General features: G+C 74.0%; 12 protein-coding genes, 1 tRNA gene and 1 pseudogene. 1 reads left to right on the top strand and 13 read right to left on the bottom strand.

Translation table 11 applies throughout. The features are described from left to right. The first annotated feature begins 55 nt into the window (after positions 1-55). Positions 56-3,868, top strand: a complete 3,813-nt coding sequence (locus tag ACN9M0_RS18795; RefSeq protein ID WP_426403925.1) for a PAS domain-containing protein — start codon at positions 56-58, stop codon at positions 3,866-3,868. 134 nt (positions 3,869-4,002) lie between these two features. Here ACN9M0_RS18795 and ACN9M0_RS18790 read toward each other — a convergent pair whose 3' ends face one another. From ACN9M0_RS18790 to ACN9M0_RS18730, 13 genes and pseudogenes are all read right to left on the bottom strand, one after another. After that, positions 4,003-5,655, bottom strand: coding sequence for a long-chain fatty acid--CoA ligase (locus ACN9M0_RS18790; protein WP_399696282.1), 1,653 nt, complete (start codon positions 5,653-5,655; stop codon positions 4,003-4,005). A 137-nt stretch (positions 5,656-5,792) separates the two neighbouring features. After that, complete coding sequence (locus ACN9M0_RS18785; protein WP_366037539.1) at positions 5,793-6,338, bottom strand: SigE family RNA polymerase sigma factor; 546 nt, start codon at positions 6,336-6,338, stop codon at positions 5,793-5,795. Positions 6,339-6,624: 286 nt separating this feature from the next. Beyond that, positions 6,625-7,896, bottom strand: coding sequence for a DUF1906 domain-containing protein (locus ACN9M0_RS18780; protein WP_426403924.1), 1,272 nt, complete (start codon positions 7,894-7,896; stop codon positions 6,625-6,627). Between the two features lie 52 nt (positions 7,897-7,948). Continuing rightward, the gene (locus tag ACN9M0_RS18775) at positions 7,949-9,115 is read right to left on the bottom strand and encodes a lipid-transfer protein (RefSeq protein WP_426403923.1); all 1,167 of its coding nucleotides are present in this window, start codon (positions 9,113-9,115) and stop codon (positions 7,949-7,951) included. Beyond that, positions 9,112-9,495, bottom strand: coding sequence for a MaoC family dehydratase (locus ACN9M0_RS18770; RefSeq protein ID WP_399696341.1), 384 nt, complete (start codon positions 9,493-9,495; stop codon positions 9,112-9,114). The genes ACN9M0_RS18775 and ACN9M0_RS18770 overlap by 4 nt, the downstream gene beginning before the upstream one ends. Before the next feature lie 32 nt (positions 9,496-9,527). After that, positions 9,528-10,568: an acyl-CoA dehydrogenase family protein gene (locus ACN9M0_RS18765; RefSeq protein WP_426403922.1), complete on the bottom strand. Its 1,041-nt coding sequence runs from the start codon at positions 10,566-10,568 to the stop codon at positions 9,528-9,530. Position 10,569: 1 nt separating this feature from the next. Further along, positions 10,570-11,520: a bifunctional MaoC family dehydratase N-terminal/OB-fold nucleic acid binding domain-containing protein gene (locus ACN9M0_RS18760; protein WP_366037582.1), complete on the bottom strand. Its 951-nt coding sequence runs from the start codon at positions 11,518-11,520 to the stop codon at positions 10,570-10,572. 23 nt (positions 11,521-11,543) lie between these two features. Next, on the bottom strand, positions 11,544-12,710 hold the full coding sequence (locus ACN9M0_RS18755) for an acyl-CoA dehydrogenase family protein (RefSeq protein ID WP_399696279.1): 1,167 nt from the start codon (positions 12,708-12,710) through the stop codon (positions 11,544-11,546). Between the two features lie 241 nt (positions 12,711-12,951). Further along, entirely contained in the window at positions 12,952-13,257 is a 306-nt protein-coding gene (locus ACN9M0_RS18750; RefSeq protein ID WP_366037544.1) for a hypothetical protein, read from the bottom strand. Between the two features lie 450 nt (positions 13,258-13,707). After that, positions 13,708-14,229, bottom strand: coding sequence for an O-acetyl-ADP-ribose deacetylase (locus ACN9M0_RS18745; RefSeq protein WP_366037545.1), 522 nt, complete (start codon positions 14,227-14,229; stop codon positions 13,708-13,710). A gap of 131 nt (positions 14,230-14,360) precedes the next feature. Then, entirely contained in the window at positions 14,361-14,558 is a 198-nt protein-coding gene (locus ACN9M0_RS18740) for an antitoxin (protein ID WP_366037546.1), read from the bottom strand. 147 nt (positions 14,559-14,705) lie between these two features. Beyond that, positions 14,706-14,792 (bottom strand) — tRNA-Ser (locus ACN9M0_RS18735). A gap of 106 nt (positions 14,793-14,898) precedes the next feature. Next, positions 14,899-16,396, bottom strand: a pseudogene (locus ACN9M0_RS18730) (S1C family serine protease). Positions 16,397-16,446: the final 50 nt, after the last annotated feature.

Genomic DNA, 16,446 nt, shown 5'->3' with positions numbered 1-16,446 from the left:
GGGCCGGCCGGCCGATAGGCAAGCACGTGCAGTGCGTCAGGGAGGAAGCGTCGTCGTGAGCAGCAGGCCATCCCGAGGCGCTGCTCGCCTCGCAGCCATACTCGACGCCCTCCCCGACGGCCTCGTGCTCGTCAACTGCAACGGCACGGTCGTCAACGCCAACACCATCTCCCTCGGCATGTTCGAGACGCCGGGCACCGCGCTCGTCGGGCGCGGGCTGCTCGATCTGCTGCCCGAGTTCGACTCGCGCCTCATCCCCGGCTCCATGCGCCGGCCCGACGGCGCCGACGAGCGGGGCCGCACCAAGCCGACCCGGATGATCGCCCGCCGCACGGACGGCTCCGAGTTCCCCGTCGAGGTGACCAGCGCCAGCCTGGAGGACGGCCGCGAGGCCTACGACTCCTACGGCGGCTACACCGGCGACGAGCTGCTCATGCTCGTCGTGCGGGACCTCACGGGGACCCTCGACACCGAGGCCGAACTCGCCCGCTCGCAGCGGCAGACCGAGATGATCCTGCGCGCCGCGGCCGAGGGCGTCGTCGGCACCGACACGGACGGCCGGGTCGTCCTCGTGAACCCGGCCGCCGCGCAGATCCTCGGCTACCGCGCCGGCGAGCTCGGCGGCCAGGAGCTGCACCCGCTGATCCTCGCGAAGCGCCCCGACGGCGAGCCCTTCCCGTACGAGGAGTCGCCGCTCGCCGACACCCTCAAGTCCGGCCGCAAGCACCGGGTCCGCGGGCAGGTCCTGTGGTCGAAGAAGGGCGAGCGGGTCCCGGTCGACCTGACGACCGCTCCGGTACGGGACGGGGACCAGCTCGTCGGCGCCGTGATGACCTTCACCGACCGCAGGCCGTACGAGCAGCTCGTCGAGGAGCACGCCACCGAGCTCGCCGACCGCGCCGAGCGGGCCGCCGCGGAGCGGGAGGCGCAGCAGGAGCGGTACGCCTCGCTCGCCGCCCGCCACGAGCAGCTCACCGCCGTGCTCGCCGAGTCGCTGCGCGGCCCCCTGGAGGAGCTGCGCAACCAGCTGGGCACGCTCGCCGCCGACGACGCCGGGCAGCTGTGGCCCGAGGCCAACCAGGTCCTGCACCACCTGGCCGCCGGGTACGCCCGGATGACGGCGCTCGTCGACAACGTCCTCGGCTACCAGCGGCTCGACGCCGGTGCGGAGGAGCTGGACAAGGACGTGGTGCTGCTCGACGGGGTCGTCGCCGGCGGCATCGACGGTGCCGTGGAGCTGATCGGGCCCGGCCGCGCCCAGTTCGCCGTGCACGCGCCGCCCATCGAGGCCGAGGTGGACGCGGCGCGCCTCACGACCGCGCTCGCGCACCTCGTCGCGGACGTCGCCGGCGTCGACGCGACCGGCAAGAGCAAGGCCGAACGGACCCCGAGCGATTCCACGATCGTCGTCGCGGCCGCACAGCGCGGTGACGTCGTACGGATCGAGGTCCGCGGCCCGTACGCGGGCGGCGACCCGGTCCACGGGCCCGTCGTCCGCGGGATCGTGGCGGCGCACGGCGGTGTCGTGCAGACCCACGAGGTGCCGGGGACGAGCGGCGGCGCGTACGTCCTGGAGGTGCCGCTCGGCGCGGGCCGGGGGACGGTCCCCGCGCCGGCGCCGACGAACGACGCGCCCGCGGGCGGGCGCGAGGCCCTCGCGCTGCCCGCGCAGGCCTCGGGGCCGGCGCCGGTCGCGAGGCCTGCTGCACCGGCGTCCGGCACGGTGTCCGGTTCGGGTACTGCTCCTGACCCGGCCGCCGAGACCTCCGGCGGGGGGCGCCGGCGGGCCCGGCGCAGCTCGACGGACGCCTTCCTGGCGAGCCCGGTCGCGCCCGAGGGGGAGGTGCCGGGCGGTGCCGAGCCCAGTGGGCGCCGCCGTGCCCGTACGGGAGAGCCCGCCGGTCCCGCCGAGCTGATCCCCGCCCAGCAGAACGCGGCCGTGGACTCCGCCTTCCCGGTGCACTCCGGCGCGCCCGTCCCGCCGGGCGCCTCCGCTCCCGTGGAGCCCACCGGGCGCCGGCGCGGCCGGCCCGCCGAGGGTTCCGTGGTGACCGCCGCCGAGGGCGCGCAGGGGCGTGCCGCGCTCGGCGCGGCCGTGCCGCCGCAGGGTGTCGCCGTCGAGCCGTCCGGGGCTCCCGCCCTGGCCCGCGCGCTGCCCGCCGTCGCCTCCGAGGAGCCTCCGGCGCGGCCGAGCGGGCGCCGCCGGCGTGCGCTCGCCGCCGCGCAGGAGCGGGCCGCCGCGGCCGAGGCCGGGCCCCGCACCCCGTTCGCGCTGCCGCCCGCCGACGCCGACCGCGATGCCGAGACGGCACTGCCCGCCGCTCCTGTGGCCGGGCCCCTGCCGGTCTCCGACGAGGGTCGGCACGAAGCCGTACGGGGCGTCCCGGGCGCGGACCACACGCCGCCGCAGCCCCATCCGCACGGACAGTCGCAGGCCCACGTGCCGCCGCATCCTCACATGCAGCCGCAGGCCCACGTGCCGCCGCATCCTCACGTGCAGCCGCAGGCCGAGGCCGCGACGGCGGTCGAGCCGACCGGGCGGCGCCGGGCCATGGCGCCTCCGCGTCCGGAGCCCGTCGCCGAGCCCCTGCCGACTCCGCCGCAGCCCGCGCCCCGGAACGGCACCGGCTCCGTACCGCTGCCGCCCGAGCTGCCGATGCCGGGCACCATGTCGAAGGACTCGACCCAGGGGCGGGCGTTCAGCGTCCGTACCCTCGGGCAGGGCGTTCCCTTCGTCCCTCCGGCCCCGGTGACCACTCCGGCCCCGATGACCCCCATGACCGCCCCGGCCCCGCCGGCCGCTCCGGTCCCGCCGGTCTCGGCTTCCTCTGCGGTCCCGGCCGCCCCCGCTGCCCCCGTCGCGCCCTCCAACGGCTCCGGGCGGCGGCGCAGGCTCGCCACGCCGCCCGAGGTCGACCCGCCGGCCCCGGTCGCGCTCCCGGCGCCGGACGCGGCCGAGGTCAGGCCGCACCCGCAGCCGACGGCGCCGGCCCCTTCGCAGCACGACACCCCGGCCGAAGGCCGCGCGTACGCCATAGGGGCGCCCGCCGAGGGCTCCGCCGAGGGACCCGAGTCGCTCGACGGCCCTGGCGGCGCGGTCGAGGTCGCCAACCGGCCCGCCCCGCGCCCCGTCGACGACGAGCTGCCCCCGGAGCCCCTCGACAACCCGCGCCGGCTGCTCGTCTGGCCCGCGCCCGACGTCTCCACCCAGCAGGCGCTGAGCGACCGCGGCTACCGGCCGGTGATCGTGCACTCCCGCGAGGAGGTCGACGCCCAGATCGCCGCCTTCCCGGCCGCGCTCTTCGTCGACCCGCTGACCGGCCCCATCACCCGGACCGCGCTCCAGTCGCTGCGTCAGGCCGCCGTCGCCGCCGAGGTGCCGGTGCTGCTCGCGGCCGGGCTCGGGCAGGCGACCCGGGAGGCCGCGTACGGCGCCGATCCGGCCGTACTCCTCAAGGCGCTCGCGCCCCGCGACAGCGAACAGCACCCCTCCCGGGTCCTGCTGATCGAGGAGAACGAGTCCATCGCGGAGGCGCTCGCGGCGACCCTGGAGCGGCGCGGGATGCAGGTCGCACAGGCGGAGACGGACACCGAGGCGGTCATGCTGGCCACCCAGACCCGGCCGAACCTGGTGGTGATGGACCTGATGCAGGTGCGCCGCCGCCGGGCCGGGATCATCGACTGGCTGCGCGCGAACGGGCAGTTGAACCGCACTCCGCTCGTCGTCTACACCTCGGCCGACCTCGTCGAGGAGGAGCTGCCGAAGCTCGACTCCGGCGAGACGGTCCTGTTCCTCGCCGAGCGGTCGAACAGCGCCGAGGTCCAGGCGCGGATCGTCGACCTGCTCGCGAAGATCGGCACCAACTAGCCGCGTGGGGCGACCTGCTCGCGAAGGTCGGCACCAGCTGGCCCCGTGGGGCGACGCGCTCACGAAGATCGGCACCAACCGGCCCCCTCGGGCGAGTTGGCGCCGATGGGTGCCGATGGGTGCCGACCGGTGGATCAGAGCCTGGTGACGTCCAGCTCGCCCTCCGCGTACTGCTTGCGGATGACCTTCTTGTCGAACTTGCCGACGCTCGTCTTCGGAACCGCCGTCACGATCGCCCAGCGCTCCGGCAGCTGCCACCTGGCGATGCCGCCCTCGTCGGCGAGGAAGGCCTTCAGCGTCTCGTAGTCCGCCGTCGCGCCCTCCTTGAGGACGACGGTCGCGAGCGGACGCTCGCCCCACTTCTCGTCCGGCACGGCGACGACGGCGGCCTCGGCGACCGCCGGGTGCGCCATGAGGGCGTTCTCCAGCTCGACGCTGGAGATCCACTCGCCGCCCGACTTGATGACGTCCTTGGCGCGGTCGGTGAGGGTGAGGAAGCCGTCCGGGCTGATCACGCCGACGTCACCGGTCTTGAGCCAGCCGTCCTCGCTGAACTTGTCGGCGGGGCGGATCTCCTCGGCGCCGATGCCGCCGAAGTACGAGCCCGCGATCCAGGTGCCGCGCACCTCCAGCTCACCCGCCGACTCGCCGTCCCAGGGGAGGTGCTCGCCGCCGGGGCCGACCAGTCGCGCCTCGACACCGGCGGGGAATCGGCCCTGCGTGACCCGGTACGGCCACTCCTCCTCGGCCGTGAGTCCGGCCGGCGGGTGGGCCATCGTGCCCAGCGGGGAGGTCTCGGTCATGCCCCAGGCGTGGCAGAGGCGGACGCCGAGCCGGTCGTACGCCTCCATGAGGGAGGGCGGACAGGCGGCGCCGCCGATGGTGACCTGCTTCATGGAGGAGAGGTCGCGCGGGTTGGCCGTGACCTCGGCGAGGAGGCCCTGCCAGATGGTGGGGACGGCGGCCGCGTGGCTCGGCTTCTCGCGCTCGATCATGTCGGCGAGCGGGGCCGGCTGGAGGAAACGGTCCGGCATCAGCATGTTGATGCCGGTCATGAAGGTGGCGTGCGGCAGGCCCCAGGCGTTGACGTGGAACTGCGGGACGACGACCAGGGTCGTGTCCCTGTCGGTGAGGGCCATCGACTCGGCCATGTTCACCTGCATGGAGTGCAGGTAGATCGAGCGGTGCGAGTAGACGACGCCCTTCGGGTCGCCGGTGGTGCCGGAGGTGTAGCACATGGCGGCGGCCGTGCGCTCGTCCAGCTCGGGCCAGTCGTACGTGGTCGGGCGGCCGGCGATCAGCTCCTCGTACTCGTGCACGCGCGGGGCCGCGCCGTCCAGGACGGAACGGTCGCCCGGGCCCGCGACGACGACGTGCTCGACCGTCGGCAGGTGCGGGAGCAGCGGGGCGAGGAGGGGGAGCAGGGAGCCGTTGACGATCACGACCCGGTCGGCGGCGTGGTTGACGATCCACACCAGCTGCTCGGCGGGCAGGCGGAGGTTGAGCGTGTGGAGCACCGCGCCCATGGAGGGGATCGCGAAGTACGCCTCGACGTGCTCCGAGTTGTTCCACATGAGGGTGGCGACGCGCTGGTCGCCGACGACCCCGAGTTCGTCGCGCAGGGCGTGGGCCAGCTGGTGCGCGCGTGCTCCGGCCTCCGCGAACGTGCGGCGCTGCGGCTCGGGCTCGCCCGTCCAGGTGGTGATGGTGGACTTTCCGTGGATCGTCATCCCGTGCTGGAGGATGCGGCTCACGGTCAGTTGTACGTCCTGCATGGTGCTGTACACGGGGCGTCCTCCCGGTGGGCGCTACGTGGCAGAAGGGGTGTGGCGATTCTGCGCACGTACCGCGCGGTATGTCACTACCCGAGAGTACGTAAATTGCCAGTGATTACTGGCGGGAGTGGCCGGGCGGGCCCGGTTCCCTACCGTACGGGGGTCAGCTCCGGGTCCTCGCGGAGCTTGCCGAGCGCCCTGGACACCGCGCTCTTGACCGTGCCGACCGACACCCCGAGCACCTCGGCCGTCTGGGCCTCGCTGAGGTCCTCGTAGTACCGCAGCACCACCATCTGGCGCTGTCGCTCCGGCAGCTTCAGGACCGCGCGCCACATCGCGTCGTGCAGCACCTGCCGCTCGGCCGGGTCCGGCTCCGGGAGAACCGCGGGCTCGGGAAGCTCCTCGCAGACGAACTCGTCGACCTTGCGCTTGCGCCACTGCGACGTGCGCGTGTTCAGCAGCGCGCGGCGGACGTAGCCGTCCAGGGCACGGTGGTCCTCGATGCGCTCCCAGGCCATGAAGGTCTTGGCGAGCGCGGTCTGGAGGAGGTCCTCCGCGTCCGAGGGGTTGGCGGTGAGGGAGCGCGCGGTGCGCAGGAGCACGGGTCCACGCGCCCGCACGTACGAGGAGAAGGTCGGGTACGACGCGTACTGCGAGGCACCGGCGCAGACGGGGCCAGAGGGTGGCGGAGTCATGACTCCACGCTAGGAGGGCGCGGGCATCCGGCGGATCGGCCCCAGGTCCCGAACCGCCGTCCGCCTCAGGTTGTAGGGGTGGGGACACCTCCACCTCCTCTGGGTGGAGACCCGGGACGCCCGCGTCAGGGTCGGCGCCCGCGTCGGGGCCGGCACCCTCGTCAGGGTCGGCGCCCGCGTCGGGGCCGGCACCCTCGTCAGGGTCGGCGCCCGCGTCGGGGCCGGCACCCTCGTCAGGGTCGGCGCCCGCGTCGGGGCCGGCACCCTCGTCAGGGTCTCGCCCGCGTCAGGGGCGGCGGGAGGCCACGAACGACAGGGGTACGGGGACGCGGGCGGCGAATCGGGTGGGGGCGGGGACGCGGGCGACGGGCGCGTCCATCGCGTTGCGGTCGATCGCGAGGGTGCGCCCGCCGTACGTCTCGGTGACATTGCCCGCGTACTGGTGGATCCGGGCGTGCGGCGTCCACGCCTCCGGGTGCAGCACCGACTCGGTGAGCAGCGCCGGCTGCCCCCGCCAGCGCGCGAACCACATCACGTCCGGCAGGTCCTTCGTGCCCGCCTTCCGCTGCGTCTCCATGTCCCGCACCCCCGTCTCCGCGCTGCTGTAGAAGCCGGGCAGGTAGCCGAGGCGCCGCACCTCCCGGTTCCAGGCGCGGACGAAGGAGAGGGTGGTCGCGGCGCAGCTCGTGTCCCCGCGCCGGTAGGCCTCGATGTCGAGGTAGAGCGGGCTGCTCGTGCCGATCCCCAGGGCGCGCGCGGCCCGTACCGCGTCCCCTCCCTCCTTGGTGCCCTGGCTCGCGGGGTTGCCGCCGATCGCGAAGCGCCGCTTGGCGAGGGAGTCCACGCACGGCGCCTGGGAGCCGACGAAGAGCGGCAGCAGCCGCCAGCCCATGGCGTGGGCGGAGGCGACCCAGGCGGGGGTGAGCTCCGTCTGGACGGGGCAGCCCCGCCCCCGCCCGCCGAAGTAGATCCCGACGGCCCCGTACGGCGACCCCCGCCAGGCCCTCATCACGGCGAGGGACGGCGCCTCACAGGTGTCGAAGGCCTTCCCGGCGAAACGCACGGGCGCGGCGAGCGCGGGGGCGCCGAGCGCGGGCAGGGCTAGCGCAGGGGCGTCGGGGGAGGCGGGCCCGCTGGGTGCGCCGGGGGAGCCGAGGGCGGCGGCACCCGGGGCGCCCGCGGCGACGGAGCCCCGGGGCGCCGGCAGGGCGCGGGCGCCTGGAGCAGCCGGGGCCGCGGGGGCGAGCGGCGCGGCGGCGGAGCCGACCGTGGTGGCGGCCCCCGTCGTGGTCGCGCTGCCCTCGGTCGTACCGGCCCCGGTCGTGGCGGCGTCGGTCGTGGCGGCGTCGGTCGTGGCTGAGCCCGGCGCTGGTCCGTTTCTCGCGGCGGACGGGGGAGGGGCGTTCAGGAGGGCCACGGTGGCCAGTGCCACCAGCACGGCGGCGACCACGGCCCGCGCCCCGGGAGGCGGCGCGGAGCGTGGGCGGGCCGGTGCCGACGGCGGGGCCGGCACGAGCGCGGGGGCGGCTTCGGACACGGGCGGCGTACGAGTGCTCATGGCGCGAGTGAAGAACCGCCCGCGCCGCCCGGCCACCGCTCAGGCCGTCGCCTCAGCCGTCCGTGCCCAGGATCAACCCGGACGTGGGAACCCCCGTGCCCGCCGTGACCAAAGTCCGGGCCGCGCCGGGTATCTGATTCACCGAGGTGCCGCGGATCTGACGCACCGCCTCCGCTATGCCGTTCATGCCGTGGAGGTAGGCCTCGCCGAGCTGGCCCCCGTGGGTGTTCAGCGGGAGCGCGTCCGCCGCGACGTAGTCGGCCGCCTCGCCCGGCCCGCAGAAGCCGAACTCCTCCAGCTGCATCAGCACGAACGGGGTGAAGTGGTCGTAGAGGATTCCCACGTCGATGTCGGAGGGCGCGAGCCCGGACGTCCGCCACAGCTGCCGGGCCACCACGCCCATCTCCGGCAGCCCCGTCAGCTCGTCCCGGTAGAAGCTGGTCATGGCCTCCTGCTTCCGCCCGGCGCCCTGGGCCGCCGCCAGGATCACGGCGGGCGGGCGCGGCAGGTCGCGGGCGCGCTCGACGGAGGTGACGACGATCGCCTGGCCGCCGTCGGTCTCCTGGCAGCAGTCGAGGAGCCGGAGCGGCTCGACGATCCAGCGCGAGGCGGCGTGGTCGGCGAGGGTGATCGGCTTCCCGTGGAAGTACGCGGCGGGGTTGCGGGCCGCGTGGCGCCGGTCGGTGACGGCGACATGGCCGAAGGCGTCCGGGGTCAGCCCGTAGGCGTGCAGGTACCGCTGGGCGGCCATGGCGACCCAGGAGGCCGGGGTGAGCAGCCCGAAGGGCAGCTGCCAGCCGAGCGCGGCGCCTTCGGCCGAGGGCTCGCGCTGCTGGACGCCGGAGCCGAAGCGGCGCCCCGAGCGCTCGTTGAACGCCCGGTAGCAGACGACGACCTCGGCGATCCCGGCGGCGACGGCGAGCGCGGCCTGCTGCACGGTCGCGCAGGCCGCCCCGCCCCCGTAGTGCACGCGGGAGAAGAACGACAGCTCGCCGATGCCGGACGCCTGGGCGACGGTGATCTCGGGGTTGGTGTCCATGGTGAAGGTGACCAGGCCGTCGACGTCGGCGGGGGTGAGCCCGGCGTCGTCGAGGGCCGCCCGCACGGCCTCGACGGCGAGGGAGAGTTCGCTGCGGCCCGAGTCCTTGGAGAACTCGGTCGCCCCGATGCCCACCACGGCCGCCCGGCCGCCGAGCTCGTCCCGGCTGCGGACGCTCATCGCGCCACCTCCACGGTGACGGTCCCGGTGACGTGGTGCCCGAGCCCGTTGGCACCGACGACCCGGACGCTCGTGGTGTCCCCGTCGACCTCGGTGACCGTCCCGGTGAGGACCATGGTGTCTCCGGGGTAGTTGGGGGCGCCGAGCCGGATGGCGACCCTGCGGAGGACGGCCCGGGGGCCGAAGTGGTCGGTGACGTACCGGCCGACGAGCCCGTTGGTCGTGAGGATGTTCATGAAGATGTCCGGGGAGCCCTTCTCGCGGGCCAGCTCGGCGTCGTGGTGCACGTCCTGGTAGTCGCGGGAGGCGACGGCCCCGGCGACGATCAGGGTGCGGGTGATCGGGATCCGCAGCGGCGGCAGCTCGTCACCGGGCTTCACGCCGTCACCGGTCTTCATGTCCTCACCGGCCTTCATGACAGGTCTCCCTTCGCGAGCAGGTCGCCGAGTTCGGCGAGGAGTTCGGTGCCGCAGCCCAGGTAGGCGTCGAGCTGCCGGCCCCACAGGAAGTGCCGGTGGACGGGGTGGTCGAGGTCCGCGCCCATGCCGCCGTGCAGGTGCTGGCCGGCGTGCACGACCCGCTTGCCCGCCTCGGAGGCCCACCACGCGGCGGTCAGGGCGGCCCCGGCGGCGTCGAGGCCCTCGTCGAAGCGCCAGGCGGCCTCGTAGGCCGTGACCCGGATGGCCTCGGTGTCCATGTGGGCGTCGGCGGCCCGGAGTTGCACGGCCTGGTGGGTCGAGAGCGGCCGCCCGAACTGCTCCCGTACGGACGTGTACTCCACGGCCCGGGCGAGGGACCCGGCGCACACCCCCGCCTGGAGCCCCGCGAAGGCGACCCGCGCGGCGGCGAGCACGTCCGGGTGGGCCGCCCGCCCCCCGAGCCGCTCCCCCGCCGCTCCGTCGAGGACGAGCCTCCCGGCCGACCAGGGCGCGGTCAGCTCGACGGCCTCGACGGCGGCCGCGTCCTCGGTGCGGACCAGCCACAGCGCATGGTCCTGGTCCGGTACGAGCACGTGGCTCGCGTCCCTGAGCCAGGGCACCCACTCCACGACCCCGCTGAGCCGCCCGCCGGCCCCCTCGGCACGTGAGGCGACCGTGCCCGGCGCCGGGAGGGCGCCCGTCACCACCGTCGTACCGTCGCGGAGGCCGGGCAGGAGCCGGGCCCGCTGCTCCTCCGTACCGTGCCGGGAGACGGCGAGGATCCCGTACGCGCAGCTCGCAGCGAACGGCACCTGGGCCGTCCTGCGTCCCTGTTCCTCCAGGAGCAGGACCAGGCCGAGCAGGCCGGTCTCCTCGACGGCGCCCGGCAGTCCGGCCGCGCAGAGCGCCTTCCAGAGCTCGGCGTCCGTGCCGGTCCCGGCGGCCCGGAGCCGCTCGTGGGTGGCGAGGTCGGCGAAGATCCGCCCGGCCAGCTCGCGGGCCGCCTCCTGCTCCTCGGTGGGGGTGAAGTCCATGTCAGTCCTCCCCTCCCGCGCGGAAGACGGGAAGCTCCAGCTCCTCGTCGACCCGCAGGAACTCAAGCCGCACGGGCATCCCGATCCGCACCTTGTCGTACGGCACCCCCACCACGTTGCTGATCATCCGCACGCCCTCGGCCAGTTCGATCAGCCCGACCGCGTAGGGAGGGGCGAAGGCCGGGAAGGACGGGTGGTGCATCACCACGTACGAGAAGACCGTCCCGGCGCCGCTCGCCTCGACCGTGTCCCACTCCCGCGAGCCGCAGTCGGCGCACCCCGGCAGCCAGGGGAAGCGCAGGGTCGCGCAGTCGCCGCAGCGCTGGATCAGCAGCCGGTGCGCGGCCACGCCCTCCCAGAATCCGGCGTTGTCCCGGTTGATCACGGGGCGGGGTCGCCGGGGCGCGGGCTCCGGCTCGGCCTTCCGGGACGGGCGGGCCGCGGGCGCGTACTTGAGGATGCGGAAGCGGTGCGTGCCCGCGAGTTCGCCGCCCGCCCGGACGTCCGTCCGCGTCGTCACGAAGTGCCCGGTGCCGAGCTTGGTGGTCTTGCGCTCCGACACGGACTCGATGACGGTGTCGAAGCCGATCTCGTCGCCCGGGCGGAGCGGCCGCAGGTACTCCTGCTCACAGTCGGTCGCGACGACCGAGGTGTATCCGGCGCCGTCGAGGAGCGCGAACAGCTCCTCGTAGGCGGAGGAGCGGTCCGTGTGCCCCGAGAGGCCGCCCATCGTCCAGGCCTGGAGCATGGTGGGGGGCGCGACGGCGTCCGGCCCCTCGTAGGCGGGGTGGGTGTCCCCCATGGCCTCGCACCAGTGCCTGATCATGGGCAGGTTGACCAGGTCCTTGCCGGTGCCGGCGGTGGCGGCGGACCGGCCCTCGTAGGCCAGGAGCCGCTCGTACAGCCCGTCCGGCAGCCCGTCCGACATCCCCTCCGACATCCCGCCCGACATCCCGCCCGACAGCGCGTCACCACTCATCGCCGGCCCCTCCCCTTCATGCCGAGCCGCATCCTCGCGACGATCTCGCGCTGCACCTCGCTCACCCCTCCCCCGAAGGTGTTGATCTGCGCGGCCCGGTTCATGCGTTCCAGCTCACCGCCGTCGAGCTCCCCCGGCGATCCCGCTCGCACCGTCCCCGCCCCGCCCGCGATCTCCTGGCATATGCGGTACACCTCCACCGCCGATTCGGTTCCCGCGAACTTCACGCCGCTCGCGTCCCCCGGGGCCAGTCGGCCGGCCCCCACGTCCCCCACCAGACGCCAGTTCAGCAGGCGTGTCGCCGCCAGCCGGGCATGCGCTTCGGCGGCTCGGATCCGTATCCACGGCTCGTCGATGCGACGCCTGCCCGTCACCGGATCGGGGGTGCGCGCCCGGTCGAGGACGGCCGCGAAGAAGTCCTCCGCCTGCATGCCGATCGCGGCCAGCGCGACCCGCTCGTGGTTGAGCTGGCTGGTGATGAGCCCCCAGCCGCCGTGCTCGGGCCCGACGAGGTTGCCCGCGGGGACCCGGATCCCGTCGTAGTACGTGGCGGTCGTCGTCAGCCCGCCCACCGTCTCGATCGGGGTCCAGGAGAAACCGGGGGAGTCGGTGGGGACGAGGACGATGGAGATGCCGCGGTGCGCGGGCGCCTCGGGGTCGGTGCGGCAGGCGAGCCAGATCCAGTCGGCGTTCTGGGCGTTGGAGGTGAAGATCTTCTGGCCGTCGACGCACCAGGAGTCCCCGTCCCGCACCGCCCGGGTACGGAGGGAGGCGAGGTCCGTGCCGGCCTCGGGTTCGCTGTACCCGATGGCGAAGACGATCTCGCCGCGCAGGATCCGGGGCAGGAAGAAGGCCTTCTGCTCCTCGGTCCCGTACGCCATCAGCGTGGGTCCGACGGTGTTGAGGGTGACCATCGAGACGGGCGCGCCCGCGCGGTACGCCTCGTCGAAGAAGACGAACTGCTCGTCGGGCCCGCGGCCCTGCCCCCCGTACTCCTCGGGCCAGCCGAGACCGAGCAGCCCGTCGGCGCCGATCCGGCGGAGCAGCCGGCGCTGCGCGGAGGCGTCGGTGGCGGGCGGCGGACCGTCGGGCATCACGTCCCGGAAGTACGCGCGGAGTTCGGCGCGCAGCCGCAGCTGCCGCTCGGTCGGGGCGAGGTGCACGGCGACGGCCTCCCGTGGGACGACTGAGGTTTCTGACTGTCCGTCAGATTCCGTACGCCTGTCAAGGTCGTCGACGCCCCTGGAAGACCCGCAGCCGCTCCCGGAAACGCCCGCGCGCACGCCGCGGCGCACCCGCGCGAAAAGCGCGACGGCCCGCACGCCGGTACCGAAGCACCGGCGCACAGGCCGTCGTTCACGCCACGGTCACGCCCCCCGTCGGGCCGGTGTCCGTGCTACACGGTCACCACCACGGGTGGAAGTTGACCACGTTGTTGGACTGGCCGATGTGGGTGAAGGCGGAGCCGTTCACACTCGCCGTGTTGTTCTGGTTGGAGGCACCGGAACCGGTCGCCACCTGCTGCGTCGTGGTCGAGTTGCCGAAGTTGTCACCACCGACGCCACTGCCGATGATCGTGGCGACGCTCGTGTTCGATCCGTCGTCCGCGAAACCGCCGTTGTCGGCCTGGGCCACCCCGGTGAAGAGCGCGGCGGCGAGGGGCAGGGCGGCGACAGCGGCGAGGATGCGGGCGGTACGGATGCTTGCCATGTCTGTTCCTCCGGGAACTGAAAGCTGGTGCTTCTGCACGGAACTGCTCTGCGGGACTTCTCTGCGGGACTTCTCTGCGGAACTTCTCTGCGGAACTGCTCTGAAGTACGGCCGTGTCCAAGGCAGTTGGCCGACCGCCCCGGTCGTTGTGCTCGACGTCGCGAATCCAGAGTTGCCCACCGAATCCCCGGCGAACCACCCCGGAGCGGCCGATTCCCCCGCAAGCGTGAGGACAAGCAGATAAACCCCGGCAGTACGAGGAAAGCCGCAGCTCACACGGGTGGACAGGGGTCGGGAACGGCGGGGCCCGTGCGCCGCAAGGGAGGAAGCGTTCCAGCAGATCCTCCGCGGACCTCCCTCCCGGAAGGACACGACGGCGCGTCCCCGACACGGAAGAACCGAACGCACCGAGCGATGAGGAGCGGCCGTTCGATCACAGGGAGAAGGCGGTCAGGAGGCGTCGTCCCCCACGGCCGCCTCGAAAGCCCCGTACGCCGCCGCGTCGAAGAGGACGAACCGGACCTCCTCGACCTCGGTACGGGCCGCCCGTACCGTCTCCACGGCGATCCGGGCGCCGTCCGCCATCGGCCATCCGTAGATCCCGGTGGAGATGGCCGGGAACGCGACCGTACGGTCTCCCAACTCGTCGGCGACCCGCAACGATTCGCGGTAGCAGGAGGCCAGCAGCTCCGAGCGGTCCTCGTCCCGCGACCAGACCGGGCCGACCGTGTGGATCACATGCCGGGCCGGCAGGCGTCCCGCCGTGGTCGCCACGGCCCGACCGGTCGGCAGGCCCTTGCCGTAGTGCGAGCGGCGCAGGTCCTGGCAGGCGGCGAGGATCTCGGGCCCGCCCTTCCGGTGGATGGCCCCGTCGACCCCTCCGCCGCCGAGCAGCGAGGAGTTCGCGGCGTTGACCACCGCGTCCGCCGCCTCGGCGGTGATGTCTCCCTGGACAAGCACGATGCGCACCACGAGAAGGGCCCCTTCCTCAGGCCGTCCGTCACCGACCCCCGGATTCAAACCCCTCCGGCGTGCCCCGACCAACCGATAAAGAGGGGCGCCCCCGGAATGACCCGGGGGCGCCCCTTCTGACCGGTGCGCCATTACTGCGGCGGGGAGTCCGGCCGCTGCTGGTCGGTGCCGCCCAGCTGCTGCTTGAGCTTGTCCTGGGCCGTGTCGACGTGGCGCGCGTACTTGCTCTGCGTCTTCTCGTCGACCATGTCGCCGGCCTTGTCGATGCCCTTGGAGGCCTGATCCTCGTGGCCCTTCAGCATTCCCTTGAGCTTGTCGAACACAGACATCCTGGCCCTCCTAGCCGCTGTTCCAGCCCCTCCAGCATCACGGCACCACACCAGAACCGCATCCGCAGACAACCCCGGTCTCCACGCAGAAAGGGGCGCTCCCGATCAGGAGCACCCCTTGTGACCAGCGCACACGCCGATCTGCTGCGGTGGGTGTGGGATTTGAACCCACGGAGACATCGCTGCCTCGACGGTTTTCAAGACCGTTCCCTTAGGCCGCTCGGGCAACCCACCCTCGCCCCGGCCCACCTGGGACCGAGCGGGCTACAGCGTACCGGCTGCGGGGGTGGAGCCGCGATGAGCGGGGGCGGGGGCCCGGCCGGGCCCCCGCCGGGCGGGGTCAGCTGTCGCCGGTGCGCTCGCCGAGGGTGACGGTGGCCGTGCCCGTCTTGCCGTCACGCTCGTAGGTGATCTTCACCGCGTCGCCCGGCTTGTGGGTCCAGATCTCACTGATCAGGGTGGGGCCGCTGTCGATCGGGTGGTCGCCGAAGCCCGTGATCACGTCGCCGGCCTTCAGGCCCGCCTTCGCCGCCGGGCCGTCGGGCGTGACCGAGGGCGTGCCGCCGGAGCCCTGGCCGGCGATCGTCGCGCCCTGGCCCTTCTCGTTCATGTTCACGGTCGCGCCGATCACCGGGTACACCGGCTTGCCCGTCCTGATCAGCTGCTGGGCCACGTTCTTCGCCTGGTTGACCGGGATCGCGAAGCCCAGGCCGATCGAGCCCGCCTGGGACTGGCCGAAGCCGCCGCTGGTCGACTGGATGGCCGAGTTGATGCCGATCACCGCACCGCTCGCGTCGAGCAGCGGCCCGCCGGAGTTGCCCGGGTTGATCGAGGCGTCCGTCTGCAGCGCGCTCATGTACGAGTTGCTGCCGCCGGAGCCGTCACCCGAGGCGACCGGGCGGTTCTTGGCGCTGACGATGCCCGTCGTCACCGTGTTCGACAGGCCGAAGGGCGCGCCGATCGCGATCGTCGAGTCGCCGACGGCCACCTTGTCGGAGTCCCCGAGCGGCAGCGGCGTCAGCCCCTTCGGGGCGTCCTTCAGCTTCAGTACGGCCACGTCGTAGCCCTCGGCCCGGCCGACGACCTCCGCGTCGTACGACTTGCCGTCCGAGAACGTCACGGACAGCGTGCCGCCGTCCGCCGCCGACGCCACCACGTGGTTGTTGGTGACGATGTGGCCTTCCTGGTCGTAGACGAAGCCCGTGCCCGTACCGCCCTCGCCCTCCTGGGCACCGGACTTCGCCTGGATGGTGACCACGCTCGGCAGGGCCTTCGCCGCGACCGCCGCGACCGTGCCCGGCTCGCGCTTGAAGGAGGCAGGGGCCTGGCCGGAGGAGACCGTGGTCGAGCTGAAGCCGTTGTCGCCGCGCTCGGCCGCCCAGTAGCCGATGCCGCCGCCGATGCCGCCCGCGACGAGCGACGCGACGAGCACGGCCGCCACGAGGCCGCCGGTCCGTCTGCGCGGTGCGCCGGGGGCGGGGGGGACGGGCTCGTGCGGGGCGCCCCAGGCCGGGACGGCGGGCGGGGGGCGGCGGCCAGCCACCGGCGGGGGCGGCAGCGGGAGCAGTTGCGGTGGCGGGCGCGGGGGCCGCGGCCGGAACCGGGGCCTGGACCGCCGTCGGCTCGTCCGCCGACTCCGGAGCGGGCTGCGGAGTCGGCTGCGGGGCCGTGTCCACGAGCGGCTGCGGGGCCGTCTCCTGGGTCTTCTCCAGGCTCGGCTGCGGAGCCGTCTCCTCGGCGGGCCGGGGCGTCGGCGTCGGGGGTGCGGGAGGCGTCGGAGGGGCGGAGGGGGCAGCCGGGTCCGCCGGAACCGGCGTGCCCTCGTTCTCGGTGCTCACAGCTCGCTCTCCTCGTTGACTGCGCGGGGTCGGGGTGCCAAGTGGCGCCA

Origin of the sequence: Streptomyces sp. R-07 (genome assembly GCF_049913175.1) — a bacterium.
Lineage (GTDB): Bacteria > Actinomycetota > Actinomycetes > Streptomycetales > Streptomycetaceae > Streptomyces.
The sequence above is the reverse complement of the archived record's forward strand: the minus strand, read 5'-3'. Positions and strand labels throughout refer to the sequence as shown.